Annotated in this window: 24 protein-coding genes; 16 read left to right on the forward strand and 8 right to left on the reverse strand. The window is 55.0% G+C overall.

Annotated elements, in window-relative coordinates; all coding sequences use genetic code 11:
- The first annotated feature begins 2 nt into the window (after window positions 1–2).
- From QVF11_RS12090 to QVF11_RS12115, 6 genes are all read left to right on the forward strand, one after another.
- Window positions 3–950 (forward strand): ABC transporter substrate-binding protein, encoded by a 948-nt coding sequence (locus tag QVF11_RS12090; RefSeq protein WP_112213457.1) that lies wholly within the window; start codon window positions 3–5, stop codon window positions 948–950.
- Window positions 947–1,846, forward strand: a complete 900-nt coding sequence (locus QVF11_RS12095; RefSeq protein WP_110277275.1) for a MurR/RpiR family transcriptional regulator — start codon at window positions 947–949, stop codon at window positions 1,844–1,846. Before QVF11_RS12090 ends, QVF11_RS12095 begins: the two co-directional genes overlap by 4 nt.
- 95 nt (window positions 1,847–1,941) lie before the next feature.
- Window positions 1,942–2,709, forward strand: coding sequence for a basic amino acid ABC transporter substrate-binding protein (locus QVF11_RS12100; RefSeq protein WP_182239302.1), 768 nt, complete (start codon window positions 1,942–1,944; stop codon window positions 2,707–2,709).
- A 65-nt stretch (window positions 2,710–2,774) separates the two neighbouring features.
- Complete coding sequence (locus QVF11_RS12105) at window positions 2,775–3,542, forward strand: amino acid ABC transporter permease (RefSeq protein WP_287857129.1); 768 nt, start codon at window positions 2,775–2,777, stop codon at window positions 3,540–3,542.
- Window positions 3,526–4,248 carry an amino acid ABC transporter ATP-binding protein gene (locus QVF11_RS12110; RefSeq protein ID WP_142514147.1) on the forward strand — a complete coding sequence of 241 codons (723 nt, stop codon included), beginning with the start codon at window positions 3,526–3,528 and terminating at the stop codon, window positions 4,246–4,248. Before QVF11_RS12105 ends, QVF11_RS12110 begins: the two co-directional genes overlap by 17 nt.
- Window positions 4,249–4,327: 79 nt before the next feature.
- The gene (locus QVF11_RS12115; RefSeq protein WP_287857131.1) at window positions 4,328–4,777 is read left to right on the forward strand and encodes a methyltransferase family protein; all 450 of its coding nucleotides are present in this window, start codon (window positions 4,328–4,330) and stop codon (window positions 4,775–4,777) included.
- 48 nt (window positions 4,778–4,825) lie between these two features.
- Here QVF11_RS12115 and QVF11_RS12120 read toward each other — a convergent pair whose 3' ends face one another.
- A complete protein-coding gene (locus QVF11_RS12120) occupies window positions 4,826–6,031 on the reverse strand; it encodes an MFS transporter (RefSeq protein ID WP_142514008.1) in 1,206 nt (401 codons plus the stop codon).
- A 282-nt stretch (window positions 6,032–6,313) separates the two neighbouring features.
- Here QVF11_RS12120 and QVF11_RS12125 point away from each other — a divergent pair, with 282 nt between their 5' ends.
- On the forward strand, window positions 6,314–7,465 hold the full coding sequence (locus QVF11_RS12125; protein WP_142514007.1) for a M20 aminoacylase family protein: 1,152 nt from the start codon (window positions 6,314–6,316) through the stop codon (window positions 7,463–7,465).
- 141 nt (window positions 7,466–7,606) lie between these two features.
- On the opposite strand, the gene fdhF is transcribed toward QVF11_RS12125, so the two are convergent.
- Window positions 7,607–9,757: a formate dehydrogenase subunit alpha gene (gene fdhF / locus QVF11_RS12130; RefSeq protein WP_287857133.1), complete on the reverse strand. Its 2,151-nt coding sequence runs from the start codon at window positions 9,755–9,757 to the stop codon at window positions 7,607–7,609.
- A 238-nt stretch (window positions 9,758–9,995) separates the two neighbouring features.
- Window positions 9,996–11,078 (reverse strand): malate/lactate/ureidoglycolate dehydrogenase, encoded by a 1,083-nt coding sequence (locus tag QVF11_RS12135; RefSeq protein WP_287857135.1) that lies wholly within the window; start codon window positions 11,076–11,078, stop codon window positions 9,996–9,998.
- A gap of 237 nt (window positions 11,079–11,315) precedes the next feature.
- Here QVF11_RS12135 and QVF11_RS12140 point away from each other — a divergent pair, with 237 nt between their 5' ends.
- Window positions 11,316–11,441 (forward strand): small membrane protein, encoded by a 126-nt coding sequence (locus tag QVF11_RS12140; protein ID WP_227015994.1) that lies wholly within the window; start codon window positions 11,316–11,318, stop codon window positions 11,439–11,441.
- Window positions 11,442–11,461: 20 nt separating this feature from the next.
- Here QVF11_RS12140 and QVF11_RS12145 read toward each other — a convergent pair whose 3' ends face one another.
- Window positions 11,462–12,427, reverse strand: coding sequence for a helix-turn-helix domain-containing protein (locus QVF11_RS12145; RefSeq protein WP_112213464.1), 966 nt, complete (start codon window positions 12,425–12,427; stop codon window positions 11,462–11,464).
- Window positions 12,428–12,763: 336 nt separating this feature from the next.
- Between QVF11_RS12145 and nqrC the strand changes: the two genes are divergently transcribed.
- From nqrC to QVF11_RS12185, 8 genes are all read left to right on the forward strand, one after another.
- Window positions 12,764–13,525, forward strand: coding sequence for an NADH:ubiquinone reductase (Na(+)-transporting) subunit C (nqrC, locus tag QVF11_RS12150; protein ID WP_142514005.1), 762 nt, complete (start codon window positions 12,764–12,766; stop codon window positions 13,523–13,525).
- 251 nt (window positions 13,526–13,776) lie between these two features.
- The gene (locus QVF11_RS12155) at window positions 13,777–15,717 is read left to right on the forward strand and encodes an FTR1 family iron permease (RefSeq protein ID WP_287857139.1); all 1,941 of its coding nucleotides are present in this window, start codon (window positions 13,777–13,779) and stop codon (window positions 15,715–15,717) included.
- Between the two features lie 27 nt (window positions 15,718–15,744).
- Entirely contained in the window at window positions 15,745–16,272 is a 528-nt protein-coding gene (locus QVF11_RS12160) for an iron transporter (RefSeq protein WP_064176588.1), read from the forward strand.
- 278 nt (window positions 16,273–16,550) lie between these two features.
- Window positions 16,551–17,930, forward strand: a complete 1,380-nt coding sequence (locus tag QVF11_RS12165) for a Fe-S-containing protein (protein ID WP_139537467.1) — start codon at window positions 16,551–16,553, stop codon at window positions 17,928–17,930.
- A gap of 2 nt (window positions 17,931–17,932) precedes the next feature.
- On the forward strand, window positions 17,933–19,216 hold the full coding sequence (locus tag QVF11_RS12170) for an ABC transporter permease (RefSeq protein WP_142462901.1): 1,284 nt from the start codon (window positions 17,933–17,935) through the stop codon (window positions 19,214–19,216).
- Window positions 19,206–20,336, forward strand: a complete 1,131-nt coding sequence (locus QVF11_RS12175; protein ID WP_287857143.1) for an ABC transporter permease — start codon at window positions 19,206–19,208, stop codon at window positions 20,334–20,336. The genes QVF11_RS12170 and QVF11_RS12175 overlap by 11 nt, the downstream gene beginning before the upstream one ends.
- A 4-nt stretch (window positions 20,337–20,340) precedes the next feature.
- On the forward strand, window positions 20,341–21,036 hold the full coding sequence (locus QVF11_RS12180; protein ID WP_064176584.1) for an ABC transporter ATP-binding protein: 696 nt from the start codon (window positions 20,341–20,343) through the stop codon (window positions 21,034–21,036).
- A complete protein-coding gene (locus tag QVF11_RS12185; RefSeq protein WP_287857146.1) occupies window positions 21,023–21,508 on the forward strand; it encodes a TlpA family protein disulfide reductase in 486 nt (161 codons plus the stop codon). Before QVF11_RS12180 ends, QVF11_RS12185 begins: the two co-directional genes overlap by 14 nt.
- Before the next feature lie 155 nt (window positions 21,509–21,663).
- Here QVF11_RS12185 and tal read toward each other — a convergent pair whose 3' ends face one another.
- From tal to QVF11_RS12205, 4 genes are all read right to left on the reverse strand, one after another.
- Complete coding sequence (gene tal / locus QVF11_RS12190) at window positions 21,664–22,614, reverse strand: transaldolase (protein WP_287857148.1); 951 nt, start codon at window positions 22,612–22,614, stop codon at window positions 21,664–21,666.
- 84 nt (window positions 22,615–22,698) lie between these two features.
- Window positions 22,699–23,952, reverse strand: a complete 1,254-nt coding sequence (locus QVF11_RS12195) for a class II D-tagatose-bisphosphate aldolase non-catalytic subunit (RefSeq protein WP_139537463.1) — start codon at window positions 23,950–23,952, stop codon at window positions 22,699–22,701.
- A gap of 9 nt (window positions 23,953–23,961) precedes the next feature.
- On the reverse strand, window positions 23,962–25,065 hold the full coding sequence (locus QVF11_RS12200; protein ID WP_112213471.1) for a PTS fructose transporter subunit IIC: 1,104 nt from the start codon (window positions 25,063–25,065) through the stop codon (window positions 23,962–23,964).
- A 172-nt stretch (window positions 25,066–25,237) separates the two neighbouring features.
- Window positions 25,238–25,558 carry a PTS fructose transporter subunit IIB gene (locus QVF11_RS12205; protein WP_112213472.1) on the reverse strand — a complete coding sequence of 107 codons (321 nt, stop codon included), beginning with the start codon at window positions 25,556–25,558 and terminating at the stop codon, window positions 25,238–25,240.
- Between the last annotated feature and the right edge of the window lie 37 nt (window positions 25,559–25,595).

Raw genomic sequence — 25,595 nt, forward strand, 5'->3', positions numbered from 1 at the left:
CTATGCGCTGGTTCATTTCTCTGCTGGTCTTAATGGCGGCGGTCGCTACGGCGGCCGATACGCAAACCTTCACCGACGATTTAGGTCGCACGGTGACCGTTCCGCTGCATCCGCAGCGCATTGTGTCGATGCACGATCTGGATATCACCATTCCGCTGATCGAGCTTGGGGTGCCGCCGGTCGCCAGCCACGGACGGACCCGTCCTGACGGCAGCCATTTTCTCCGCTCCAGCGCGCAGTTAACCGGGATTGATTTCGATAACAGCGCGATTCAGTTTATCGGCACGGCGGATATCGACCTTGAAGCCGTCGCCGCCGCAAAGCCGGATTTAATCATCACCGAGAACAGCCGCCACGTTTCGGTTGAACAACTGGAGAAGATTGCCCCGACGGTGAGCATTGACCACCTGCAGGGCAGCGCGCCGCGCATTTATAGCAAGCTCGCACAGTTGACCGGCACCCAGCCGCGGCTGGCGATCCTCGAACGTCGCTATCAGGAGCAGATTAAGCAGTTGAAGGCGACGGTGGATACGCAAAAGATTGTCGTGTCGGTGATTCAGGCCAATAACGGCAAGGTTACTGTGCATCACTCTTATCATGCGCTGGGACGCGTGCTGCGCGATGCCGGGTTCCGCTTCCCGCCGTTTATAGACAAGATTTCTGATGGTCAGCGCATTGACGTCAGCGCCGAACAGCTGCCGGAGCTGGATGCCGATTTCGTGTTTGCCACCTGGCGCTCCGACACCGGTGGTAAGCCACAGGACGAACTGCAGGCGATGGAGGGCGTGATGCCGGGCTGGTGCGACTTTATGCGCGCTTGCCGCACCGGGCGCTACATTCTGCTACCGCGTGAGGATGTTATTTCTAACTCGTTTGCCGCGTTAACGCTGATGGTCGCCCAGGTGCAGTCGCATATTGCCGGGCGACCGCTGCCTGAGGGATTGAAATGAAAACGGCAATAAAGAGAGAGAGGGGACGGGTTGACCTGTTCGGCGAGCGTTTTCGCGCCCGCGCGCATCAGTTGTCGCCGCGTCTGCGGGCGGTGGTCAGCTACATCAATGATAACCGCGAAGTAGTGCTGGAGCGCACGGCCATGGAGATAGCCACCGCGACGAACACCTCAGATGCCACGGTGGTGCGGGCGATTCAGGCTTTGGGTTTTGCCGGGCTGCGTGAATTAAAGCAGACCATGGAGCGCTGGTTTGGCCCGTCGGTGACCTCTTCGGAAAAAATGCTCTCGACGGTGAGTGAGCTCTCCAGCGATATCAATTCAAGTATTGATTTCGTGCTGGAGGGGCATCAGCGGGCCTGCGAGGTACTCTCTCGTCCTGATAACCGCGCGGCGGTGGCTCAGGCGGTGGCGTTGCTCACCGATGCGCGCCAGGTGGGGATTTTTGGTATCGGCGCGTCGGGCATTCTGGCGGAGTATACCGCCCGGCTGCTGAGCCGCATTGGTCTGCCTTCGTACGTGATGAATCGCACCGGATTTAGCCTTGCCGAGCAGCTAATCAGCCTGCAGCGGGGTGACGTGCTGATTATGATGGGACAAAAATCACCGCATCGGGAGGGAATGACCACCCTGCGTGAAGCTCGCCGACTGGGGATCCCGACCATTCTGCTCACCCAGGCGGTGGATTCCCGCTTTAGCCAGGAAGCGCAGGTGGTTATCGACGTGCCGCGCGGCGGCGACAATGGACGGGTACCGCTGCACGGTACGGTGCTGGTGTGCCTGGAGATGATCGTGCTGTCGGTGGCCTCCACCGCGCCGCAAAAGACGGTAAAATCGATGAAGCGGATCAATGAATTGCATCGGGCTATTGGTAAGTCTGGCGGTAAACGAAGCTAAATAGAAGATAATTCACCGCCGGGAAGGTTTCCGGTTGCATGCTCTGCTGACTCTGTGTATTTTTATGCAAAATAAATGCATAAAACGGAGTTGTTATGGTTAAGAATTGGATGAAAGCGTGCTGCCTGATGGCAGCGCTGATTGGCACCGCTCAGGCGGCCCAGCAAACTTACGTGGTCGGCTCCGGCGGAACCTATCGTCCGTTTGAGTTTGAAAACAGCCAGAAACAGCTGGAAGGTTTTGATATCGACATCATCAAAGCGATTGCGAAAGCGGAAGGTTTTGATATCAAACTGATTAACACCCCGTGGGAAGGGATCTTCGCCACCCTGGGAACCGGCGACCGCGACATTATTATCTCCGGGATCACCATCACCGATAAGCGCAAGCAGATGGTTGATTTCTCCGCCCCGTACTTCCCGGCTGAACAGTCCATCGTGGTTCCTGCAGACTCTAAAGTCACTTCACTGGAAGCGCTGAAAAGCGAGAAAGTCGGGGTGGTGAACTCCAGCACCGGCGATATCGTGGTTTCCGACGTGTTGGGTAAAAACAGTACCTCAATCAAGCGCTTTGATAACACCCCGCTGATGCTGCAGGAGCTGTTTGAAGACGGCGTGAGCGCGGCGGTAGGCGATGTTGGCGTGGTGAAATACTACATCAAGCAGCACCCGGAGAAGCAGTTCAAACTGGTGCCGGACGCCAAATTTGAACGTCAGTATTTCGGCATTGCGGTAGCGAAAGGCAACAGCGAACTGCAGGCGAAAATCAACGCCGGTTTACAGAAAATCGTTGCTGATGGCACCTACGCCAAAATCTATAAAACATGGTTCGACGAGAACGTTCCGACGCTGCCAGCACAATAATCTGTATTTTTGTTTTCATCACGGCTATCGACATTAACGATAGCCGTATTTTTTAGGGAAGGGTTATGACGGGATTCCGTTGGGAGATCATCGAGGAGTACGGTCCGCTGTTTATGGACGGTGCCCTGATGACCATTAAATGTACCATTATCTGCGTGATCCTCGGCACCCTGTGGGGTCTGACCCTCGGTCTGGGGCGAATGGCGAAAGCCGAGCACGGGGTGTGGAAATACGTTCTGCATTACCTGGTACAGTTTCCGGTGCGCTTTTACGTCAGCGCGTTTCGCGGTACGCCGCTGTTCGTGCAAATTATGGTGGTGCACTTTGCGCTGGTGCCGCTGTTTATCAACCCGCGCGATGGGTTGCTGGTCACCAGCGGCATGATGAGCGCTGATTTCGCCCGCGAGCTGCGCTCCAACTATGGCGCGTTTCTCTCCTGTATCGTGGCGATAACGCTCAACGCCGGGGCCTATGTTTCCGAAATCTTCCGCGCCGGTATCCAGTCTATCGATAAAGGACAGATGGAAGCCTCCCGCGCGCTGGGGATGCCGTGGTGGAAAACCATGCGCCAGGTCATTCTGCCGCAGGCGTTTCGCCGCATTCTGCCGCCGCTCGGTAACAACGCCATCGCCATTGTTAAAGACTCCTCGCTGGCTTCAGCCATCGGTCTGGCGGATCTGGCCTACGCTGCGCGTACCGTTTCCGGCGCTTACGCCACCTACTGGGAACCCTACCTGACCATCTCACTGGTCTACTGGGTTATTACTTTCCTGCTGGCGCAGCTGGTTAACCGTCTGGAAAAGAGGTTTGGCAAAAGTGATTCGCATTCATAATTTACACAAGCGCTTCGGCGACAGCCACGTTCTGCGCGGCATCAGCTGCGATATCAAACCGCAGGAAGTGGTCTGCATTATCGGGCCGTCGGGTTCGGGAAAAAGTACCTTTCTGCGCTGCATGAACGCGCTGGAAACCGTCAGCGAAGGCGAAGTTGAGGTGAACGGTTTTGCCGCCCACGATCGCGCCACTGACATTAATAAGATGCGCGAAAGCGTCGGTATGGTCTTTCAGCGTTTCAATCTGTTCCCGCATAAAACGGTGCTGGAAAACCTGATTATGGCGCCGATGAGCCTGCGCGGTATGGCGCGGGCGGAAGCGGTTCATCTGGCGGAAGAGCTGCTGGCGAAGGTAGGGTTGAGCGACAAACGCGACGCCTGGCCCTCCAGCCTCTCCGGCGGGCAGCAGCAGCGCGTAGCCATTGCCCGTGCGCTGGCGATGAAGCCGTCGATTATGCTGTTCGATGAGCCGACCTCGGCGCTGGATCCGGAGCTGGTGGGCGATGTGCTGGAGGTGATGAAAAACCTCGCCAGCGAAGGGATGACCATGGTCATTGTGACTCATGAAATGGGTTTTGCCCGCGAAGTGGCCGACCGGGTTATCTTTATCGACCAGGGGATTATTCAGGAAGAGGGCAAACCGGCGCAGATCTTTACCGCGCCAGTTAACCCGCGCACTGCTGAGTTTCTGAGTAAAGTGCTGTAATGGCCTTCAGCCCCGGCGGGCGCTATGCCGCCGGGGAACTATCTGAATGAGTTTGTTGCTCATTCCATGGAGGACACTGATGTTAAGGAAAGTTTTCGTCCCGCCGGTTTTACTGCTGCTGTTTGTGCTTTTCGATCTGTTGATTGCCGGGCGCGAGTTCTGGGCGTGGCGGCCACTCTATTTCGGCCTTGCGCTGATCCCTCTTATCATTAGCGCGGTTATCGTCCTCGGGACGCTGTGCCAGTTTCGCACCCACCGTACCACCCTGAATCCGCTTCGAGCGCAAGAGACCACGACCCTGATGACCGACGGCTGGTTTCGCTATTCGCGCAATCCAATCTATCTGGCGATGACTGGCGTACAGCTGGCCCTGATTATTCTCAGCGGCAAACCGCTACTGTTGCTGACGCTACCGTTGTTGATCTATTTGCTGACCGTGCTGCATATCCGCCCGGAAGAAGCGGAAATGGCTCGTCTCTTTCCTCGCCAGTGGCCGGAGTATGCGCGTAAAGTGCGGCGCTGGTTGTAGGATTACCAGCTCCGAAAGTCGCTGATTTTCGAAGCCGGGAGATACAAACTACCGTGCGACTTCGCTAATATCGTCCATCTCTTCTTCGCGTTCACGTGCATCCGCCAGCAGCGCTTTTTCACTTTTGCCGAAGCACTGAATCAGCAGGAACAGCGCGCCGCTGGCAAACAGCGTCATCACCAGACCATCATAGCCCGCGACGCTAATCAGCAGGCTGCTGACCACCGGACCTGCGACGCTGCCCGCAGACCAGAAAAAACCCAGCAGAGCGTTGATCATTATCAGCTTCTGTCCGGAGAAGGTTTTCCCGGCGCGAACCAGCGATAGCGTGTAGAGTGCGCCCGCCGCGGCTCCCAGAATCATACAGCCAACAATAAGCTGAATATTTGACGCCAGCAGGAACGGTAAGGCCAGTAGGGCGAGGCAGAAAACGACCGCGCAGATTAAATGCACGCGGCGGATGCCGAAGCGGTCGGCAATCCAGCCCAACGGAGCCTGGAAAACGGCATCGCCGGTGAGTACCACCGTGACCAGCAGCACCGCCATCACTTCATTTAGCCCTTTATCCATACCGTAGAGCGGCAGCAGCGCCAGAATGCTGGCATCAAAGAACGCAAAGCAGAACACGCCGGAAGCCAGTACCGGTAAAAAAGCGCCAAGGCTGCGCCAGCTGGCGTGTTCGGCGAGTCGTTCGCGGCTACCTGTCGGCAAGTGACGTAGCATCAGCAGGCAGGCCACGGTGATGCCGCCAATGACCAACAGCGCCCACGGCTGATAGTCTGGCCCGGCGGAAATCAATAATGGTCCAGCCAACTGACAGCCGGTAAAGGCGGAGGCATAAATTCCGGTTAAGGTCGCCCGATTTTTGCCCGCCGCGCCGCCGGTGATCCAGCTTTCGCCAATAACGATAATGACCCCTGAAGCGAGACCGGTAACCAGCCTCGGTAGCAGGAGATGAACGATATCAAAAGAGAGGCAGGAGGCGATCGTCGCCACCGCCAGCGCCACCAGGCTGACCGAGAGCAGAAGGCCCATCTCAAAGCGTCGGCACAGCGCAGGTGAGAGGAAGGAGGAGATCATCATCCCCGCTGGCGGTAGTGCGGCCAGCAGGCCGACGTAGACGGTATCAATCTGCTGTTGCGCCAGCTCAAGACTGATTAAAGGCACCGTATAGCCGGTGATAAATCCCACTAATGAAGCGGCCATGATCATCGCCAGCGTGGGGGCAAGGCGACTCTGGTCTGGGTTGAACATTTTATTCCCGATAACGGAAGTCTGAAGAGTGAATTATTCGGCAAAAGGCCAGTATAGCTGCATAATAATTAATCGCACGCCTTATGTCACCGTTGATATGACTACAAAAAAATGCAGTGCTGGCGGAATGCAGTGGGAATGGGCGTTGGCACCGGATTTTTCGGAAGTTGTCAGCGGGCAGGCGAAAGGATATAACCAATAAGATGGTCGATAACCTATAACCGCGAATTATTGAATAAAACACTGGTTCAGCGCTGATGCTGTACAGGAAAGGAGTAAGACATGGCAGTATCCCCTTCACTGATCGCCGAGGCCATCCGCTGGCGACGTGATTTTCATGCTTGCCCTGAACTGGGATACCAGGAACAGGAAACCTCGCGGCGTATTGCTGAATTACTCACTTCATTTGGACTTCAGGTCCATAGCGGGCTGGCGGGGACTGGGGTCGTCGCGACGCTGGAGAATGGTCCCGGGCCGGTGATTGGCCTGCGGGCTGATATGGACGCGCTGCCGATAACCGAGCAGGGCGACGTCAGCTATAAATCGCGTAATCCTGGCGTGATGCACGCCTGCGGTCACGATGGGCATAGTGCGATGCTGCTGGCGACGGCGGCGCATCTGGCGCAAACTCGCCGCTTTCGCGGCACCGTTCATTTTGTGTTTCAGCCCGCAGAGGAGAATCTTGGCGGCGCACGTAAAATGGTAGAGGAGGGGCTGTTTGAGCGCTTCCCGATGGACGCTATCTACGCGTTACATAACTGGCCGGGTATGCCGCTGGGCCAGGTAGCGATTAACAGCGGGGCGATGATGGCCTCCCTTGATGCGTTTGAAATTACCCTGACCGGGAAAAGCTGTCATGCCGCGATGCCGGAACGCGGGGCGGACCCGATTGTCGCCGCGGCACAGTTAATTATGGCGCTCCAAACGATTCCTTCGCGTCGTCTGTCGCCGCAGGAGTCGACGGTGGTCAGCATTACCCAGATTGTTGGCGGGGAGGCGATTAACGTTCTGCCGGACAAAGTGGTGCTGCGCGGAACCTTCCGCTGCCTGAATAATCAGGTGCGCGAGCGGGTGAGGGGGCTAATTGAGAGCTATGTCGCCGCCCAGCCGCAGGTATCTGACGTCGAAGGAAACATCTCCTGGTATCCGGGTTATCCGGTGACGACTAACGATCCTGTTGAAGCGCAAAAGGTTCGCGATGTGGCGACCGCGCTGCTGGGAGAATCTGCGGTGAGCTGGAACGGAAATCCATCAATGGCATCGGAGGATTTTGCCTGCATGCTGGAAGCCTGTCCTGGGGCCTATTTCTGGATTGGCACCGACGGCGAGACGGCCTCGAAGCCTCTGCACAATGCCGGATATGATTTCAATGATGAACTGATCCCACACGGTGTAACGCTGTGGACGGCGCTGGTGGAAAAGCTGCTGGCTTAAGATGCCTTTCCCGGAGGCGGTGCTGCGCACCTGTCCGGGCCACCAGATGCCTGCACAATCGGTAGCCCGGCAGGCGCATTGCGCCGCCCCCGGGGGCAAAAGTGGATACGCAGGGAGAAATATCCTTCTCCCTGCGTCGTTTTATACGTTAACTGCCGCTTTCAGGCGGGCTTTCATCTCGCTATAGCTTGTCCAGGCGTACTGCTCGGCCCAGCGCTGATCCTCAATCGCTTCCACCTTCACCGCGCAATATTTGGTTTCCGGCGTTTTCGAGATCGGGTCGAGGTTATCTTGAGTCAGCTCGTTACAGGCACCTATCCACCACTGATAGGTCATATACACGGCGCCTGCGTTAATACGATCGCTAATGTCAGCTCGGGTGATCACCTTGCCACGTCGCGAACTAACCCACACCAGCTGTTGGTCGGCGATACCGAGTTTCTGCGCGTCGGCGCGGTTGATTTGCACCCGACCCGGTTCATCGGCGAGCGACTGCAAGGCCGCACAGTTACCGGTCATCGAACGGCAGGAGTAATGCCCGACTTCGCGAACGGTGCACAGCACCAGCGGATATTCTTCATCCGGCGTCTCGGCAGGAGCGCGCCACGGTGCGGCAAACAGCTGGCCTTTACCGGTTGGCGTATCAAAGTGATTATCTTTATACAGCCATGGCGTGCCGGGGTGATCCAGCGTCGGACACGGCCACAGCACGTGGTTCATATCACCCATTTTTTCATAAGTGACGCCATAGAACAGCGGGCAGAGCTCGCGCATTTCGTCCCAGATCTGCTGGTTATTGTCGTAATGCATCGGATAGCCCATTTCGCTGGCCAGCAGGCTAATGATTTCCCAGTCGCGTTTCACGTTGCCGGTGGCAATAATCGCCTGCTCGAAACGCTGGAAACCGCGGTCGGCGCAGGTAAAGACGCCACCGTGTTCGCCCCAGGAGGTAGCGGGCAACAGCACATCGGCGATTTCGGCGGTTTTGGTCATAAAGATATCCTGCACCACCACAAAATCGAGCGCTTCGATACCTTTGCGCACCAGGCCCAGATCGGCCTCGGTCTGTAGCGGGTCTTCGCCCATGATGTAGTAGGCTTTGATCTCGCCGGTGAGCGCCTTGTGTGGTACTTCGGTGATACGCGTTCCGACCTTATCGTCCATTCTCGCCGGGTTAATACCCCAGGCTTTGGCGAATTTAGCGCGAACGCTGGCGTCGGTGACATCCTGATAGCCGGGGAACATATTGGGTAACACGCCCATATCACAGGCGCCCTGGACGTTGTTTTGCCCACGCACAGGTCCCACGCCGACGTTAGCGCGCCCCAGGTTGCCGGTTAGCAGCGCGAGGCTCGCCAGCCCTCTGACCACATCCACTGCCTGACCAAACTGGGTCACGCCCATGCCCCACATAATGGTGGCGGAAGGTGCGGCAGCAAATATACGCATCGCCTGGCGAATCTCATTTGCCGGAACGCCGACTATCGCTTCTACGGCTTCGGGAGAATAGTCTTTAACCATTTCACGATAGGCGTCCAGCCCTTCGGTAAAGCGGTCGACATAATCGTGGTTATACAGATCCTCTTCCAGCAGGACGTGAGCGAAGGCGTTGACCAGAGCCATATTGCTGCCGTTATTAAGTTGCAGATGGCGATCGGCAATGCGGGCGGTTTCGATACGGCGTGGGTCGCAGACGATGATTTTCGCGCCGTTTTCGCGGGCTTTAATCACCCGACGGGCGACAATAGGGTGGGAGTCGGCGCAGTTGTAGCCGAATACCAGCAGGCATTTCGAGTTTTCGATATCGTTAATCGAGTTGCTCATCGCACCGTTGCCAAGCGCCAGATGAAGACCGGCGACCGACGGGCCGTGGCAAACGCGGGCGCAGCAGTCGACGTTATTGGTATTGAGCACCCCACGGGCGAATTTTTGCATCACATAGTTAGTTTCATTGCCGGTACCACGGGATGAGCCGGTGGTCATAATGGCACGCGGACCATGTTTTTCTTTTATTTCACGCAGTTTTTTTGCCGTGTAGCGGATAGCTTCATCCCAGCTGACCGGGGTGAATTTACCGCCTTTCTGGTAGCGAATCATCGGTTGCTGCAGGCGTGGCGTCAGCAGTTGCGTATCGTTGAGGAAATCCCAGCCGTAGTAGCCTTTGAGGCATAGCTGATTTTGGTTAGTCACACCATCGGCCGCTTCGGCGCGGATAATTTTATTGTTATCGACGACCAGCTTTAGTTTGCAACCGGCCCCGCAGTAAGGGCAAACGCTCGTGATTTTTTTCATCAGTAACAGACCTGTTAACAGAGAATAAACAACATTGGACAGACCGGGCCCGGCCCGCCTTTGTCAGGGCGTCATAAGCCAGCGCACCAGCAGATGACGGAAGCGTTATGCATACGCTGTGCCAAAACTTAACGTTATGATTTAATAGGGAATAGGTGGCTGGACAGGCGAGGGTGGTAATGATGTCGACACTAATGACGATGACATGACGCCCGGTTGGGCGTCATTAAGGGGTTGGTCAGGCCAGCTTCAACCGTAGCTGCGCGAGAGTCTCTGCGGGTAATCCCACCTCCTCAGCAGCGGTGCAAATGGCCTGCCAGCTCCCGGCATCCAGCGGAATACCCTGCGCCAGACGCTCCTGACGGTTGGCTTCTTCCCACTCGCCAGGCGCGAGAATCGGCGTCTCCGGGTCGTGCGGCGACTGTTTGCACCAGTCAATAAATGCTTCGGTCTCACGCTGCATATCCGGCGCATCGAAAGCGCCAGGGCTGAGAATAATGGTTGTCATACAGTTAAAAATCGCGTCAACGCTGCCCTGCAGATTCTCTTTATGCGAGGTTTTCCCACCGGATACCGCGCCGCCGATAACTTCACACAGCGTCGCCAGCGCATAGCCTTTATGCTCGGCAAAAGTCAGCAGCGCGCCGAGCGGTGAAGTCTGCATCACTGCGGGGTCGGTGGTGGGAACGCCCTGAGCGTCAATCAATGAACCTGGCGGTACCGGAACGCCTTTGTGCCACGCGACGCGGGTCTTACCAAAGGCGATGGCGCTGGTGGCATAATCCAGCAGCAGCGGAGGATGGCCTTCGCGCGGGAAAACCACGCACAGCGGGTTGGTACCGAAGCGGCTGTCTTTACCGCGAAACGGCGCGACCATAATGTTGCCGACAACGTTCACGAAGTGAATAGAGATCATCCCGGCGGCGGCGCACTGTTCCGCCCAGTAGCCGATGCGGCCTATATGGTGCGCGTTACGCAATGCGACGGCGGCCATGCCGTGCTGTTTCGCTTTTTCGATGCCCATCTGCATGGCTTCATGGGCCACCACCTGGCCGAACCCACCGTTGCCATCCAGCGTGACGACGGCTCCAGCATCTTTCATCACGCTGGCGTGACGGTTGAGCTGTAAATAGCCCAGCGCGTGGGAACGTACGTAGCTCGGGATCATGCCGACACCGTGAGAGTCATGTCCGGCAAGGTTGGCGGCAATCAGATGGTCGGCAATAAGCGATGCTTCGGTGGGAGAGCTTCCCATATGGCTGAAAAGTGTTTTAACAAACTGATGCAGATCCGTGGCCTGGAAGCGATGTCCTGTTTGCACTGATTCTCTCCTGTTACGGTGTCGTGGGTTATTGTTTTATTGTGTTTGCGTTTCCATGCTGCTCTCCGGACCGGAGAAGATCAAGGTTTGCACGTTGCAGGGAAGAAATGAACTGAGGGGGAGGGAACAGAGTTGAGGCCCGGAAGTCTGGTTGTGATGTTAAGAATCATTATTATAAAAATCACATAATAAATATTACCTATCGAGCATGATGGGGATATAAAAGAGAGCGCAACAATGAATATCAGTGCATTTTTTCTGATGACCATCGCTATTTTACTGCTGGGAATATCAGTCTATAGCTTGCTAAGCTATATTAAAGAACGCCGTGCTAAACGTTTTCGCCCTTTTCGCCAGCGATAAGGGCGCTATCGAAAGGCGGGCTAGCCCGCCTTATTATAATTGTCGCGCCATGTTTTCGGTGAGGCATGATATTTCTCACGGAACTGCTTACTGAATAATGGATGACTGACAAAACCACAAATCCATGAAATCTGCTCAATGCGCAGCTGAAGATTATTTTCCAGCATTTCCCGCGCCGCCTCCAGACGTATATCCCTGATTAGCGCCATCACCGAAGTCTTCTGCTCATTAAAGGCTCTGTCAAGACTGGCTCGCGAACAACGAAGGCTTTGCGTCAGGGCTTCCGGCGAAAGGCTATGTTGATGATAGTTCTGCAAAATAAAGGACTTCGCGCCATTATAAAGATGGCTCAGTTTGCCTGGGATAAATAAGCCTTTTTCTTTGGCGACATCGGCTAGCATAATGAATGCCATATTATGTAGCCCATCAACAATGGTCGCCGTCTCTTTAGTCGAAAGCGTTGCGGATTGCGCATCCAGCAATAGCATATGTGATTTCAGAAAACTCGCGAGGTGATGATTTTCTAAAGAGACCATCGGGCTGTTTAGTTTCCCGCTAAAAACCTCGTTAATCTTATCGCTACGAGGAATGACATACAGTTGCTTTACGTCATTACATTGATAGTGGTAATAGTCGTTACGTTGATGAACAATTAACATTCCCTCGTTCACCTGCGACGTAACAGACTCTTTTCGACCACGAATGATTTGGTTACCCTGAACGATCAGCGAAATATAGATCGAGGATTCTGCCGCCTGATGTGGGTCGAATATTGTTTCGTTTCTTGAGCCCATTGCACTACAATAATCTCCGTTAACGCCAGAGATGGTTTTATGCCTGGCAATAATCTCTTCCGGTCGTCGATTGTTAACAACCTCGATACCGTAGCAATTAATATTCTGCGAGAGCTTTTGATAGCGCTCTTCGGGCGCGATATCCGCCGCGCTTAAAACATGTGGAACATACAGCGCCGTAGGTCTGGACATGGTTGTCTCTTATCCCAAGGTGACGGTTGCAGGTGGGTCGTTTTATCCTCCGATTATAAGATTAATCTTAGTAAAAACCAGCGTGCGGGCGTTTTTTTACATTTCTCAGGTGTCCGGCATGCAACGAGTCTTATGACTATTAGTTTTTCTCATAAATTGCCTGCAAGAAAGATTATTTTTATATGTGTAAAAAATAGGGTTGATATTTTTGAGCATAATTTTGATTGTCACGAAATATCAACTCAAGCAAATGCGTATTGTCTGGAGGGCTAGACAAAAGAATGGGAATGGTTGCACTCTATATTGCAGATGCCAACCGATGGGAAAGATGAGCGCATGCGTAAAGGTAAAATTATTGTTTTAGTTTTGATGGTTTTTTGTATTCTGATTTTTGCAATTGTTGCTGCCTGGTTTTTGCTGTCCAAAGACAATTTTGCCGTACCAGAAAACGCGGAAACAGAAAATGCGGTTCTCCAGGTTGCAGGCTTAACGCGCAATGGACAACGCGATCCGCAGGCGCTGAAATCACTCTATCAAAAGCGCGTGACGGTGCGTCAGGTTAATCTTGATAACGGCCAACTTTTAGCGCAGGGGGCCAATAGCGGCGCGCAAAAACGCTGTGTCGAACTGGCCGCTGCGCGCGATCCGGCGCAAATCCGCCAGCGCTGTTCACTGGGTGAAGTTTACGTTGTTCGAGACAATAATAATGAAATTCAGCAAGTTATAATTCCGGTTTATGGCAAAGGGGCCAAATCGATGATGTATGCATTAATCGCCCTTGAGACCGATGGTCGCACGGTAAAAGACCTGATGTATTACCAGCAGAATGAAACGCCGCTGCTGGGCGCTCGAGTGGAGGACCCGGAATGGCGTAGCCAATGGCCAGGTAAGAAAATACGCGATAATAACGGCCAGCCAGCGCTAAAGGTTATTCAGAATAATCCCGGCCAGCATGATGACTATACGGTGGATGGGATTAGCGGCGCGACCCTGACTTCAACCGGCGTCGAGAAGAGTATTAATTACTGGGTGGGTGAGCAGGGATACGGTAAGTTTCTTCAGCGGCTACAGCAAAACCCTGAAATATTAAATCGTTAAAAGCACGGGCGACAAAATACTCGGCAAATAACCGGTGCTATTACAGCGCCGGTTTTTTTATGCTTTCGATGAAGATATTTGGCGAGGAAAAGTCAGGGAATAAAGCTAATAACTTAAAGTTATTAATCTTCGTTTCTTTGCAACATTTTACACAAATTGTCACAGTTTGACATTTTCATGATCCAGGTCATGTACATTACGAGTAAAAATGACAACGATAATCATTATCATTAACTCTGATGGGATGCGTCATGGCTGGTCCTCGTTCTTTTCTGCTGCTAATGCTGTTTGGGCTTTTGTTTGGCAGCGCGTGCGCGATGGCGCAGACTCACTATGCGCCATATATCGAGGACATTGAGCAACGCCTTGATAAAACAGCCGAATTCTATCAGCAGCAAAAAAATACCGAAGCGCGCCGTGAGGTGCAAATGGCCTACTTTGAAGTGTTTGAAAACCTCGAAGGGCCAATCCGCATTAACATTTCGGCGCGTAAAAGCTACGAGATGGAGAGTACCTTCGGTGAGATCCGTCGCATGATCGGCGAGGGTAAGCCGCTAAGCGAAGTTCAGGCGCGTATCGATGGGCTAAAGCAGGCGCTGCGCGAAGTTGAGCCGGTGCTTGATGGCGGGCATCGACTGGTCGCGGAAGAGCAGCATACCGCGCTGTCGCGCGATGACATTGCGCTGCACTGGCAGGACAGCTTCCGCACCATTGACGATATGCTGGCGCAGGCGGTAACGGATTATCAGGCCGGTCACTACGCGCAGGCCAGCCAGCAGGTGCAGCAGGCGCATTATCAGGGCTTCAAAAACTCCGAAATGGAAACCTCCGTGCGGCAAAACCGTTCGGCAAAAGAGGCTGCCGCCATCAACCAGCAGTTTACCGCACTGATTACCCTGACCTCCCAGCCGGACCGCCTGAACGATGTTTCCTATCAGGTCACCACGTTATTACAGGATCTGGAGGATATTCTGCCGGGCCTGCCCACGACCCGTGACGATCAGCCGGTAAGCGCTCCGGCTAGCGCAGACAACGCCACACAGATCGAGGATACAGGGGCGAGGGCGGATTGGGCGAGCGTCGCTGCCGGGATTAACCAAAGCATCAATGCCGCTCTGGTGCGCTATCAGAACGGGGAAGGGCAGGACGCGATTCTTGATGTCCAGGACACCTACTTTGACCGTTTCGAAGCCACCGGAATGGAGAACAAAATCGGCTCCCGCGACTCGGCGTTTAAAACCTCTCTTGAGGCGCACTTTACCCGCATGGTCAGCCTGATGAAGGCCAACCAGCCGCAGGAAAAGCTGGTTGCCGAAGCCGCCGCTCTTGAGCAGGACCTGCAAAAAGCGGTGACCATGCTGGGCGAGGGCGAAGAGACCCAGTGGAGCCTGCTGCTCTACAGCCTGATGATTATCGTGCGCGAAGGGCTGGAAGCGCTGTTGATTGTGGCGGCTATCGTGGCCTATCTGGTTAAAAACAACCATCACGATAAGCTGCCGCTGATTCGCCAGTCGGTGATTGTGGCGCTGGTGGCAAGCGTAGTGACGGCGTTTATCTTCCAGCTGCTGTTTACCAACTCTGGCACCAGCCGGGAGCTGCTGGAGGGGATCACCATGCTGATTGCCGTGGTGATGCTGTTCTTTATGAGCTACTGGCTGCTGTCGAAGGTTGAAGCCCGCCACTGGAAAGCCTGGCTTGAGGGCAAACTCTCCCATTCGCTGTCGCGCGGATCGCTGGTAGGGCTGTGGCTGACCAGCTTCCTCGCGGTCTACCGCGAGGGTGCCGAAACGGTGCTGTTCTACTACGCCCTGATTGGCGATGCCCAGGGGCTGCCGGGTCATCTGGCCATCGGTGCCGGGTTTGTTATCGGCTGCGTGGTTCTGCTCATTGCCTGGCTCGTCATGCGCTACTCGGTGGTCCGACTGCCGCTTAAACCCTTCTTCATGTTCACCGGCGGTTTTATGTACCTGATGGCGTTTGTTTTCGCCGGTAAAGGGGTACTGGAACTGGTGGAGGGCAAACTATTCCAGCCAACGCTGATTAACGGGATGCCCGAAATCAGCTGGCTGGGGATTTACCCCTACGTGGAAACGCTATTGCCGCAGATTGTATTGCTGATCGCGGCGCTGGTGGCGCTATGGATCATGCGCCGCCGCCAGGCACCAGGTGAGACCATAAAAACAAGTTCCTAATCATTTTAAGACGAGAGGATGAGTCAGATGACCATTAAGAAGACCCTGATTATCAGCGCGACCGTTGCCAGCATTTTCACCGCACCTGCGGCACTGGCCTTTAAAGAGTATCCGGCTGGTGAGCCAGTCACCATGAATGAGATGGAGATCGCCGCGGTTTACCTGCAGCCGATCGATATGGAACCGCGCGGTATGGGTTTGCCGGCAGCGAAATCGGATATCCATCTGGAAGCCGATATTCATGCGGTGGAAGGCGGTAAAAATGGTTTTGGCGCAGGTGAATGGATCCCTTATCTGACCATCGCCTATACCCTGGTCAATAGCGACACCGGCGAAAAACAAGAAGGTACCTTTATGCCGATGGTGGCGAGCGATGGCCCGCACTACGGTGCGAATATCAAGATGATGGGCGTCGGTAACTACAAAGTGACCTACCACATTGATCCGCCGTCAAAAGCCGGGATGCACCGTCATACCGATAGCGAAACCGGCGTTGGTCGCTGGTGGAAACCGTTTGATGTGAGCTATGAGTTTAAGTATGTCGGCCTGAACTAATTGTCTCCAGACGCTCAGATAGTTGACAACGTGCGCTCTTCAGGAATTGCCCGGCGGCGCTTTGCTTGCGCGGGTCTACAGAAAGCTCATAACCTGATGATGTTATGGGTTTTGTAGGCCGGGTAAGGCGTCAGCCGCTACCCGGCAGAAATGCGAACACCATAGTTAAAGCAGGCTTGTCATCTGTCTCAGCATCATCAGACGCGAGCGCTATTACGCAGGATGGCCGACGGGTCATCCTGTGGCGTATTTTTCATCCGCCGTACTGAGTTGAAGTCATGAGCTATTTTTTCGTCACGACGCTACAGGTCTTTTTCTGCATTGCGCTGCTCTCCGCCGTACTCTGGGGACGCGGCAACCCTCCCACACTGCGCCCGCTGGTCTGGACGTTGCTCACCGCGCTGGCTGGCGGACTGCTCGCCGGGCTGTTTATTCGCCCGAGCCAGTCGCTGGAGCTTCTGCTGGTTGGCGCGGAGATCCTCGTTTCTCTACTATTTTTGCTGAGCTTCTGGTGGTCAACGCCGCGCGTTCGCTATCTGTGGCAATGGGTTCTGACCTTCGGCGCGGCCCGTCACTGGGCGCTGGATCCGAACCTCGGCGGCCTGACCTCCACGCACGTGCTGAATACCGATCTACTGCTGAATCTGACCGCGCTGGTGCTGGCGTTCGCGCTTTTGTGCCTGGCGTGTGCGCTCTGCGCCATGCTGTTGCGCAGAATGCGCGGGTTCTACTGGCCGCTGACCCTGCTGATGATGGTCTTGTTGTGGCTGCCGCTGAGCGGGAATTTGCTGCTGCTGTTGATGAAGCTACAGGTGGTGCCGCTGCTCAAGCCGCTGCTGAGCTTCGTCGCCAAGGTGACTAACAATGCGGCGATGTATAACTGGGCCGCCGCCGCGGTACTGCTGTTAATGTGCCTGTTCTGGATCCCGGGGCTGCGCCGCTATTACCGCAATGTAAAAGCGACGGAAGAGCCGATTTCCCGCCGTCTGGCGCTGGCCGAACGCCGTGGGGCGACCCGGCTGTGGCTCACGACTATTTGCTGCGCGCTGGCGATTATCGGCGGTCAGCTATGGTGGGATCTGGTAGCTTCGCAGCCGCCGCGTTTGTCCGAGGCGCAGCCGGTCACGCTGGCCGCTGATGGTCAGGTGCATATTCCGGTCGACCAGGTGCGCGATGGCAAACTGCATCGCTTCGTCTGGGTGGCGGATGACGGCAAAGCGATCCGCTTTTTTATCATCAACCGCTATCCCGACAAACTGCGTTTCGGCGTGGTGTTCGACGCCTGCCTGCTGTGCGGCGATCAGGGCTATGTGATGGAAGGCAATCAGGTGATTTGCGTTGCCTGCGGCGTGCACATCTTTATCCCCTCCATTGGCAAACCCGGTGGATGCAACCCGGTGCCGATCGACGACTGGCGCAACGATGACAAAGAGCTGACGATACCCGGCGCGGCGCTGGCCGTGGGGGGGAACTATTTCTCTACCGTCCTGACCATTAAAGTGACCGACCCGGTGGATGGTTCAACGCTGACCAACACCAGCGCCGACTTCAAATACAGCTATGGCGGTAAAACCTGGTTCTTCTCATCAGAAGCGAACTATGACCGTTTCCGCAATGCGCCAGAGCAGTTTGTTCCTGACGCAGTGAAGGAGGAGTAGCGATGCTGTGGCGAATGATCTACCAGTCATGGGGGCGCAATCTGCGGCGTAAAGCGCTGGCGGTATTGACCGTGTTTCTGGCGACCAGCCTGATATCGGCGCTGCTGGCGGTTTCTATCGACATCGGCGACAAAATGTCCCGGGAGCTGAAATCCTACGGCGCCAATATTCTGATTGAGCCTGCAGGGCAGGCGGCGTTGCCCGCGCTGTTTAGCGAACAAAGCAACCCGCTGGCCAGCGACGATTTTCTGGATGAATCCGAGCTGCCGAATATCAAAGATATCTTCTGGCGCAACAACATTGTTGGCTTCGCACCGATGCTCGGCGGCGAAGTGAGCGTGGATGGCCATGATATCCGCGTGCTGGGGACCTTCTTTAGCCAGCCTGTCACCATACCAGATGAAGAGGGATACGAAACCGGGCAGCGGACGGTCAGCCCGTTCTGGCAGGTGAGCGGCGAATGGCCGCAGGAGCCGGTCGGTGAGACACCGCAAACCCTGGTCGGCCACGCGCTGGCGCGAAATTACGGCTGGAAGCCAGGCGATCGCCTGGCGTTAAAGGTCGCGGATAACGTGGTGAACGTGCAGGTGAGCGGTATTTTATCCAGCGGCGGCGATGAAGATAACCAACTGGTCATGCCGCTTAGCGTGGTGCAGCAACTGCTGGGGCTACCGGGGAAAGTGCAGGCGATCCGCGTGTCGGCGCTGACGGTACCGGAAAACGAACTTTCGCGTCGGGCGCGTGAGGATCTCGAAGCGCTGAATGCCGAAGAGTACGATCTGTGGTACTGCACCGCCTATGTATCATCTATCGCCCACCAGCTTGAGGAGGCGATTTCCGGTGCGGAGGTGCGTCCGGTCTGGCAGGTTGCCGCTTCGGAAGGCGTGGTTATCGATAAAATTCAGCTATTAATGGGCGTGGTAACTTTAGCCGCGCTGGCCGCCGCCGCGATGGGCATCGCCTCACTGATGACCAGCACCATTATGGAACGCGCCAAAGAAATTGGCCTGATGAAAGCGCTGGGCGCGCGGCAGTGGCAAATTCTGCTGCTGTTCTATCTTGAGGCGGCGCTGGGCGGCCTGGCCGGTGGAGCATTTGGCTGCATCGCCGGATGGGGGCTGGCGAAGGCTATTGGCCTGATGCTGTTTGATACGCCGCTTAATTTTGCCTGGGTGGTGGTGCCCTGCGTGCTGGTGATTGCGGTGCTGATTGCGTTAATCGGCACCTGGTTCCCGGCGCGGCGTATTGCCCGTCTTTATCCTGTGGAGGTGCTGTATGGCCGCTAAGCGCGACATGCTGTGGTTATTAGTATGGCGGGCGCTGCGGCTGCGTATGCAGCGGGTCAGCGTGGTGTTTGCCGCGCTGGCGGTCGGCGCGACCATCGTCACGGCGCTCTCAGCAGTGTGGTTCGACATTAATAGCAAAATGAGCGAGGAACTGCGCACTTTTGGCGCGAACTTCTATATTGGTCCGGGCCATGGCACCAGCATGCCGCAACCGGAACTGCAGGCGATTCTTGATGGCGCGCCAGCGGGGCTGATTCACGGTGCCAGCCCTTGGCTGTACGGTACCGCGCGCACCGAGCTGGAAAAAGTGGTGATGGTCGGCGTGTGGTTTGAGTCGCTGCAAAAACTGGTGCCCTACTGGCAGGTCAACGGTAGCTGGATCGGCGTTAGTTTTGACGATCGCAACGCGATGATTGGCGTGAAGCTGGCGCAGCGTCTGGCGCTGAATATTGGCGATAGCGTGACGCTGGTGGACCATAGTCGGCGCAAGAAACTGCTGATTAAGGGCATCGTAGAAGCCGGGGACGCGACCGACAATATGCTGATCGTCAGTCTTGACGTGGCGCAGTCGTGGCTGCAAAAGCCCGGCGTTATCAGCCACGGGCTGCTGAGCGTCAGCAATGACCTTGGTCAGGTGGAGAGCTACGCCAGCCAGTTACAGCGGCAATACACTGACCTTGAGATTCGTCCGGTGCGTAAAGTGTCGGCATCCGAAGGGCAGGTGCTGGATAAAATTAAGGGGCTGATGGGACTGGTATCGATAGTTATCCTCGCGCTCTCATCCCTGTGCGTGAACACCACCCTAATGGCGATTGTCGGTGAACGCTCCCGAGAGTTTGCCCTGCAAAAAGCGCTGGGGGCCAGCAACGGCGATATTACCCGCCAGATGTTACTGGAGACCAGCATTATCACTTTTGCGGCGGTGGTTTGCGGTTGGGTGCTGGGCTATCTGCTGGCACAGCTGCTGGGATTAACGGTGTTTAACGCCAGTATCTCGCTGCGCCTGCCGGTGCTGCCGATTACCCTGGTTCTGTCTTTACTGGTCGCCCTGCTGGCGGCCATTGTTCCGGTGCGGCGCGCGGTGAGCGTCGAACCTGCGAAAGTGTTGAAAGGAGAGTAACGCCATGACCGTCACATCTTTGCGTCAGATGGCGATTGAAACGCGTCATTTATATAAGCGGTTCGGGGAAGTGACCGCGCTGGAAGATATCAACCTGCGCATCGCCCGCGGTGAATTTGTTGCCATTATGGGGGCCTCCGGTTCCGGGAAAACGACGCTGATGAATATTCTCACTTGTCTGGATACCGCCAGCGAAGGGCAGGTGATCCTCGACGGAACCGACGCGGCGGCGCTGGACGAAGAGGGGCGCCGCCGCTTTCGCGCGCAGAAAATTGGCCTTGTGTTCCAGCAGTTCCACCTGATCCCGTTTCTGACGGCGCTGGAAAATATCATGCTGGCGCAGCATTACCACAGCGTGGTGGATGAAGCTGCCGCCAGAGCGGTGCTGGCTCAGGTCGGCCTTGAGCATCGCGTGACTCATCTACCGAGCCAGCTGTCGGGCGGGGAACAGCAGCGCGTCTGCATTGCCCGGGCGTTGGTTAACGAGCCGCCGGTTATTTTTGCCGATGAGCCAACCGGTAACCTCGATGAAGAGAACGAACAGCGGGTGCTGGATCTGCTGACCGATTTGCACCGCCAGGGGCGCACCATTGTGATGGTGACCCACAACCCGGCGCTGGGGCAGTTCGCCGATCGCATCGTGCGTTTGCAGCACGGAAAGTATCTGGGAGAGGAGGTGAATCATCATGCGCATGCCTAAAGTGATGCTTGTCCTGCTGCTGGTACTGCTCGGCGGCTGCAAAGAAGAAAAGTTGGCGCGCGGCGAGGCAGCACCCGCGCTGGCGGCGTTTGATTTGCAGGGGGAGTCGGCCAGCCTTGAGCGCTGGCGGGGGAAGGCGGTGTACCTTAATTTCTGGTCATCAAGCTGCGGCGGCTGTCTGGCGGAGATGGATACTTTACAGGCGCTCAGCCAGCGCTGGCCGGATAAGCTGGTGGTGGTCGGCGTCAATACCGATCCGGAATCAGTCGATATCGCGCCGCTGTTGGCTAAGCATGGCGTCAGTTACCCAGTGCTGCGCGATCAGCTCAAAATGACCCAGGAGCGCTATCAGGTTATCGGCACTCCGACTTCGATATTGATTGATAGCCATGGCACGGTGCTGGATTTGCATCAGGGCCTGCGCAAGCCCGAGGAGCTCCAGACGGTATTTAGCCAGCTGGCGCAGAAATAGTTTCCCCACGCGCGAGCAGTCTGATTATTTTGTAGCCCGGACAGGCGCGTGAGCGCCGCCTCCGGGGAAATAGCTTGCTGTGGGCTTTCGTTGATTTCCCGGTGGCGCTAACCGGGCTACAGGTTCGCCATCGTCTGCCATCCGGGATGTTTCACTTACAAATACTGGCTCAGCAGCGCCTCAAGGCTGTTCTGGTCCACGGCAAACAGGCGAATACCTTCGGCGAGCTTCTCCACCGCCATCGCATCCTGATGATGTGCCCAGTTGAACTCAGCCTCGGTCATTGCAGCGGGCTTTGGCTGAACCTCACCTTCATACGTCAACGGTGCAGGTACCGGCCCCTGGGTTTGCTGCAATTGCGCCAGCAGCGCCGGGGAAACGGTCAGACGATCGCAGCCGTTAAGCGCCAGCACCTGTTCCGGCGTACGGAAGCTGGCTCCCATCACCACCGTCCGATAACCGTGCATTTTATAAAAGCGATAGATCTTCTGTACCGACTCGACGCCCGGATCGTTCTCGACGGTGAAGGTGGTATCAGGGTTGTTTTTCTTGTACCAGTCGTAGATGCGACCGACGAATGGGGAAATCAGGAAAACCCCGGCATCGGCGCAGGCTCTGGCCTGGGCAAAGGAGAAAAGCAGCGTCAGGTTGCACTGGATACCCTCTTTTTCCAGCGTTTCTGCTGCGCGGATCCCTTGCCATGTAGCGGCAAGCTTAATCAAAACCCGCTCTTTACCGATCCCTTTCTCTTCATACAGCGCAATGATTTCCCGCGCTTTAGCTATGCTGGCCTGAGTATCAAATGAGAGGCGAGCATCCACTTCAGTTGAAATACGCCCAGGAACGCTTTTCAGGATCAACGCTCCGATACTTACCGCCAGATAATCGGCAATATCCGCAGGCTGTACCGTTTTTCCACTCTGGCGAGACTTTACCGTCGCGACGGCATCTTTCACCAGTTTTTGGTACTGCGGAAGCTGCGCTGCCTTGTAGATAAGCGAAGGGTTGGTGGTCGCATCTTCAGGCTGATAAGCCATAATGCTGTCAATGTCCCCGCTGTCGGCAACAATGGTTGTCCGCTGCTTTAGTTGTTCAAGCTGATTCATCGCTATTACCTGTTTTTCAATAATAGGGCTGGAAACAACAAGGAGAAGGCAAGGCCCGCTCCTTATTGTCGGTTGGGTGGGGGATTATTTTGCCTGCGCGACGCGGGAGGTCAGGCCTGGCATATTGAAGCATTCGGCTTCGTTCTGGATCATATCTTTAATTTTATTGACCACGTAACGCTCAGGCTCGACGCCAAACGACTTCAGATTGGCAAACATGGTTTGCATCTCTTTTACAACATCCGGTTTTTCGTAGTTGTAGTGGCCGCTGAGTTCAAGAATCTCTTTCAACAATTCCGGCTCGTTAAAGATCTGCTCTTCGGACTTGTTTTTGTGCTCATCGGTCATCCATTTTTCCCATTTGTGGCTCAGTACGCACTCGCGGGTCAGGACGGTTTTTAAATCAGACGCCGACTTGATAAAGCCTTTTGCCGCCAGATCTTTCTCGACTTCCGCCAGCTTCAGATAAGCGCGGGTTTCAATGGTGCCGTAGGCCGGAGCGACGTTCATCGCGGTGATGCCCAGACCCGGATGCTTCAGTAAAATTTCATCCGGCAGGTAGTCGCCGTTATGCTCTTTCAGGCCGACGCCGTGACGGGTGCTGATAGCCGAAAGCTCTGCGGACTGCTTATCGTTGAAGTGGCCAACGTTTTTGGTCAGACGGGTCAGGGTGCCGGTTTGGCCGACGATAAACAGCGGCTGCGGCAGCGATTCGGCAGCAAGACGCTTATTCAGCTCGATAATAAACCCTTCATAGGCGCTGACGTCGGTCAGGCCGCCGTTGGTCTCTTCGGTACCGACTTCATAGAAGAACTCTTTCAGGTTATTGGCCTTGCGGTACTCTTCGCAGAAGCGAATCAGCTCAACGGTGCGGCTCAGAACCAGTTCAATATCAATGACTTTACCAACAACGTACGGGTCTTTCGTCGGGTCAATATGCAACAGGTCGAAACCGGCATCCATATCAATCTGATAAGAGCGGCGAGCCAGCTTCATCGCTTCGGCTTCCGGAATGTGGTCTTTACGCTCTTTATCACGCTGCCATGGGCCGCCGTGGTCGCGGCAGAGGAAGTAATCGCCGTCGAAGCCGACTTTTTCCGCCATCGCTTTCAGGTCGGCAGCAAAGCGGAATTGATCCCAGTTATTAACGTAACCCGCGCCAAATTCATCGGCATCAACCTGGTTGCGGCTGGCAATAAACATCAGTGGCAGATCTTTTTCTTTACCCAGCTCAAAGCAGGCCTGAATTAACGCCGGGGACATTGGGCCAATTCCCAACATTGTAGACTTGCCACCGTTAACAATATAATCGACGTACTGTTTCATTGTGTTTTTCATGATAACTCCTCAGACTTTATTCATATCAGAAGTGATTGTTTTTTTAGCCGACTCTTTTTTTACCGGCTCGCTAATGTTGGGGCGCAGAATATGCAGGCAGATGGCGGTGACAATAACGCCGATAATCATATCGATGACGTACCACATTGGTGCTTTATTGACGCCAGCTATGGCAATTAATCCACCATGGGGAACCATAGATTCGACGCCGTGAACCATAGCCAGACCGGCACCGACGGCGCTACCGATAATAATTGACGGCAGTACGGTCTTCAGGTTTTTAACGGCGAAAGGAATCGCCCCTTCGGTAATGCCAATTAATCCCATAAAGGCAGCGGAGGTGCCCATTCGTCTTTCATCTTCAGCCCATTTACGCTGAGAAATAAAAGTCGAGAGAGCAATGCCGAGTGGTGGAATAGCGCAGGCAATACGGTAAGCGCCGTTCGGGCCATAAATACCTTCTGCCATTAAGGCGAGGGTAAATGCCGTTGCGGTTTTATTGACTGGCCCACCCATATCAAAGGCCGCCATGGCACCGAGAATTAAACCTAATACGACGCCGCTGCTTCCCTGCATATTAGAGAGCATGGAAACCAGCCATTTCATGGCAAAACCGATGGGCTCAATCAGTACGTACAGATAGAGCATGCCGACAATGACGCTTGAGACGATGGGAATAATCATGATCGGCATGACCGGCATCAGCACTTTGCCGACCTTCCAGGTTTTTATCCACTTGGCGACGTAGCCACTGAGAATACCGAGCAGCATTGCCCCCAGAAAACCGGTTACCACGTGGTCTGCGCCCAACGGCGTGCTGGCCATAAAGCCGGTGATTAAACCCGGCGTCAGCCCCGGTTTACCGGCGATAGAGTAGGAGATATAGGCCGCCAGCACCGGGATCATCATTCCCAGCCCGGCGCTGCCGATAGCGCCAAGGTTCAATAAGAATGGGTTGGTGACGACCATGCCTTTGCCCGCAACCGGCTCGCCGCCAATCAGGGAAAGCGCCAGACAGATACCGCCGACCACCACCACCGGCATCATATATGACACACCGGTGCTAAATGCTTTAACTAAATCATCCTTAATGGCTTTTGCTTTTTCCGACATTTTTTATCCTCCCGATACCCTGTATTTTTATGGGGTGACATACGGTTTACGGGCGTAGTCATCCCCGGGCGCTTTTGCGTCATAATTGAAATACAGCGTTCGCAAAAATTTAATTAACGTTATTATTCGCCGGTACCGAATGCCGAAAGTAAATCAGGACCGACGGGTTGGTTTATTGCGCCAGTTTCTCAGCCCGGTCAATAATAGCCGCCGGATCGCGAACCACTTCCGCTGGGTTGAGTGAAATAACCAGTCCGGCGTCTTCTTTTTCTTCAAAGCGTTCGACGCCCTCAATACCGATGGCAATCGCCAGAATAACGACATCAGCTTCGGCAATCTCATCTTCACTTAATTCATTTTCAATCCCCATGCCGCCCTGAGTTTCGACTTTGACGTCATAACCTCTTTTTTTACACTCCTGCTCAATCGCTTCCTGGGCCATATAGGTGTGGGCGACTCCGGTAATGCATGCTGCGACTCCGACAATTTTCATGAGTGACTCCTGATTTTTTATTTGGCTGTAATTTTAA

Source organism: Klebsiella sp. (genome assembly GCF_027492335.1).
Taxonomy (GTDB): Bacteria; Pseudomonadota; Gammaproteobacteria; order Enterobacterales; family Enterobacteriaceae; genus Klebsiella; species Klebsiella huaxiensis.

Excerpts from the sequence above, each read along its gene's own strand:
- QVF11_RS12090 (WP_112213457.1), top strand. The coding sequence starts at position 3 with ATGCGCTGGTTCATTTCTCTGCTGGTCTTAATGGCGGCGGTCGCTACG.
- QVF11_RS12095 (WP_110277275.1), top strand. The coding sequence starts at position 947 with ATGAAAACGGCAATAAAGAGAGAGAGGGGACGGGTTGACCTGTTCGGC.
- QVF11_RS12100 (WP_182239302.1), top strand. The coding sequence starts at position 1,942 with ATGGTTAAGAATTGGATGAAAGCGTGCTGCCTGATGGCAGCGCTGATT.
- QVF11_RS12105 (WP_287857129.1), top strand. The coding sequence starts at position 2,775 with ATGACGGGATTCCGTTGGGAGATCATCGAGGAGTACGGTCCGCTGTTT.
- QVF11_RS12115 (WP_287857131.1), top strand. The coding sequence starts at position 4,328 with ATGTTAAGGAAAGTTTTCGTCCCGCCGGTTTTACTGCTGCTGTTTGTG.
- QVF11_RS12120 (WP_142514008.1), bottom strand. The coding sequence starts at position 6,031 with ATGTTCAACCCAGACCAGAGTCGCCTTGCCCCCACGCTGGCGATGATC.
- QVF11_RS12125 (WP_142514007.1), top strand. The coding sequence starts at position 6,314 with ATGGCAGTATCCCCTTCACTGATCGCCGAGGCCATCCGCTGGCGACGT.
- fdhF (WP_287857133.1), bottom strand. The coding sequence starts at position 9,757 with ATGAAAAAAATCACGAGCGTTTGCCCTTACTGCGGGGCCGGTTGCAAA.
- QVF11_RS12140 (WP_227015994.1), top strand. The coding sequence starts at position 11,316 with ATGAATATCAGTGCATTTTTTCTGATGACCATCGCTATTTTACTGCTG.
- QVF11_RS12145 (WP_112213464.1), bottom strand. The coding sequence starts at position 12,427 with ATGTCCAGACCTACGGCGCTGTATGTTCCACATGTTTTAAGCGCGGCG.
- nqrC (WP_142514005.1), top strand. The coding sequence starts at position 12,764 with ATGCGTAAAGGTAAAATTATTGTTTTAGTTTTGATGGTTTTTTGTATT.
- QVF11_RS12155 (WP_287857139.1), top strand. The coding sequence starts at position 13,777 with ATGGCTGGTCCTCGTTCTTTTCTGCTGCTAATGCTGTTTGGGCTTTTG.
- QVF11_RS12160 (WP_064176588.1), top strand. The coding sequence starts at position 15,745 with ATGACCATTAAGAAGACCCTGATTATCAGCGCGACCGTTGCCAGCATT.
- QVF11_RS12165 (WP_139537467.1), top strand. The coding sequence starts at position 16,551 with ATGAGCTATTTTTTCGTCACGACGCTACAGGTCTTTTTCTGCATTGCG.
- QVF11_RS12170 (WP_142462901.1), top strand. The coding sequence starts at position 17,933 with ATGCTGTGGCGAATGATCTACCAGTCATGGGGGCGCAATCTGCGGCGT.
- QVF11_RS12175 (WP_287857143.1), top strand. The coding sequence starts at position 19,206 with ATGGCCGCTAAGCGCGACATGCTGTGGTTATTAGTATGGCGGGCGCTG.
- QVF11_RS12180 (WP_064176584.1), top strand. The coding sequence starts at position 20,341 with ATGACCGTCACATCTTTGCGTCAGATGGCGATTGAAACGCGTCATTTA.
- QVF11_RS12185 (WP_287857146.1), top strand. The coding sequence starts at position 21,023 with ATGCGCATGCCTAAAGTGATGCTTGTCCTGCTGCTGGTACTGCTCGGC.
- tal (WP_287857148.1), bottom strand. The coding sequence starts at position 22,614 with ATGAATCAGCTTGAACAACTAAAGCAGCGGACAACCATTGTTGCCGAC.
- QVF11_RS12195 (WP_139537463.1), bottom strand. The coding sequence starts at position 23,952 with ATGAAAAACACAATGAAACAGTACGTCGATTATATTGTTAACGGTGGC.
- QVF11_RS12200 (WP_112213471.1), bottom strand. The coding sequence starts at position 25,065 with ATGTCGGAAAAAGCAAAAGCCATTAAGGATGATTTAGTTAAAGCATTT.
- QVF11_RS12205 (WP_112213472.1), bottom strand. The coding sequence starts at position 25,558 with ATGAAAATTGTCGGAGTCGCAGCATGCATTACCGGAGTCGCCCACACC.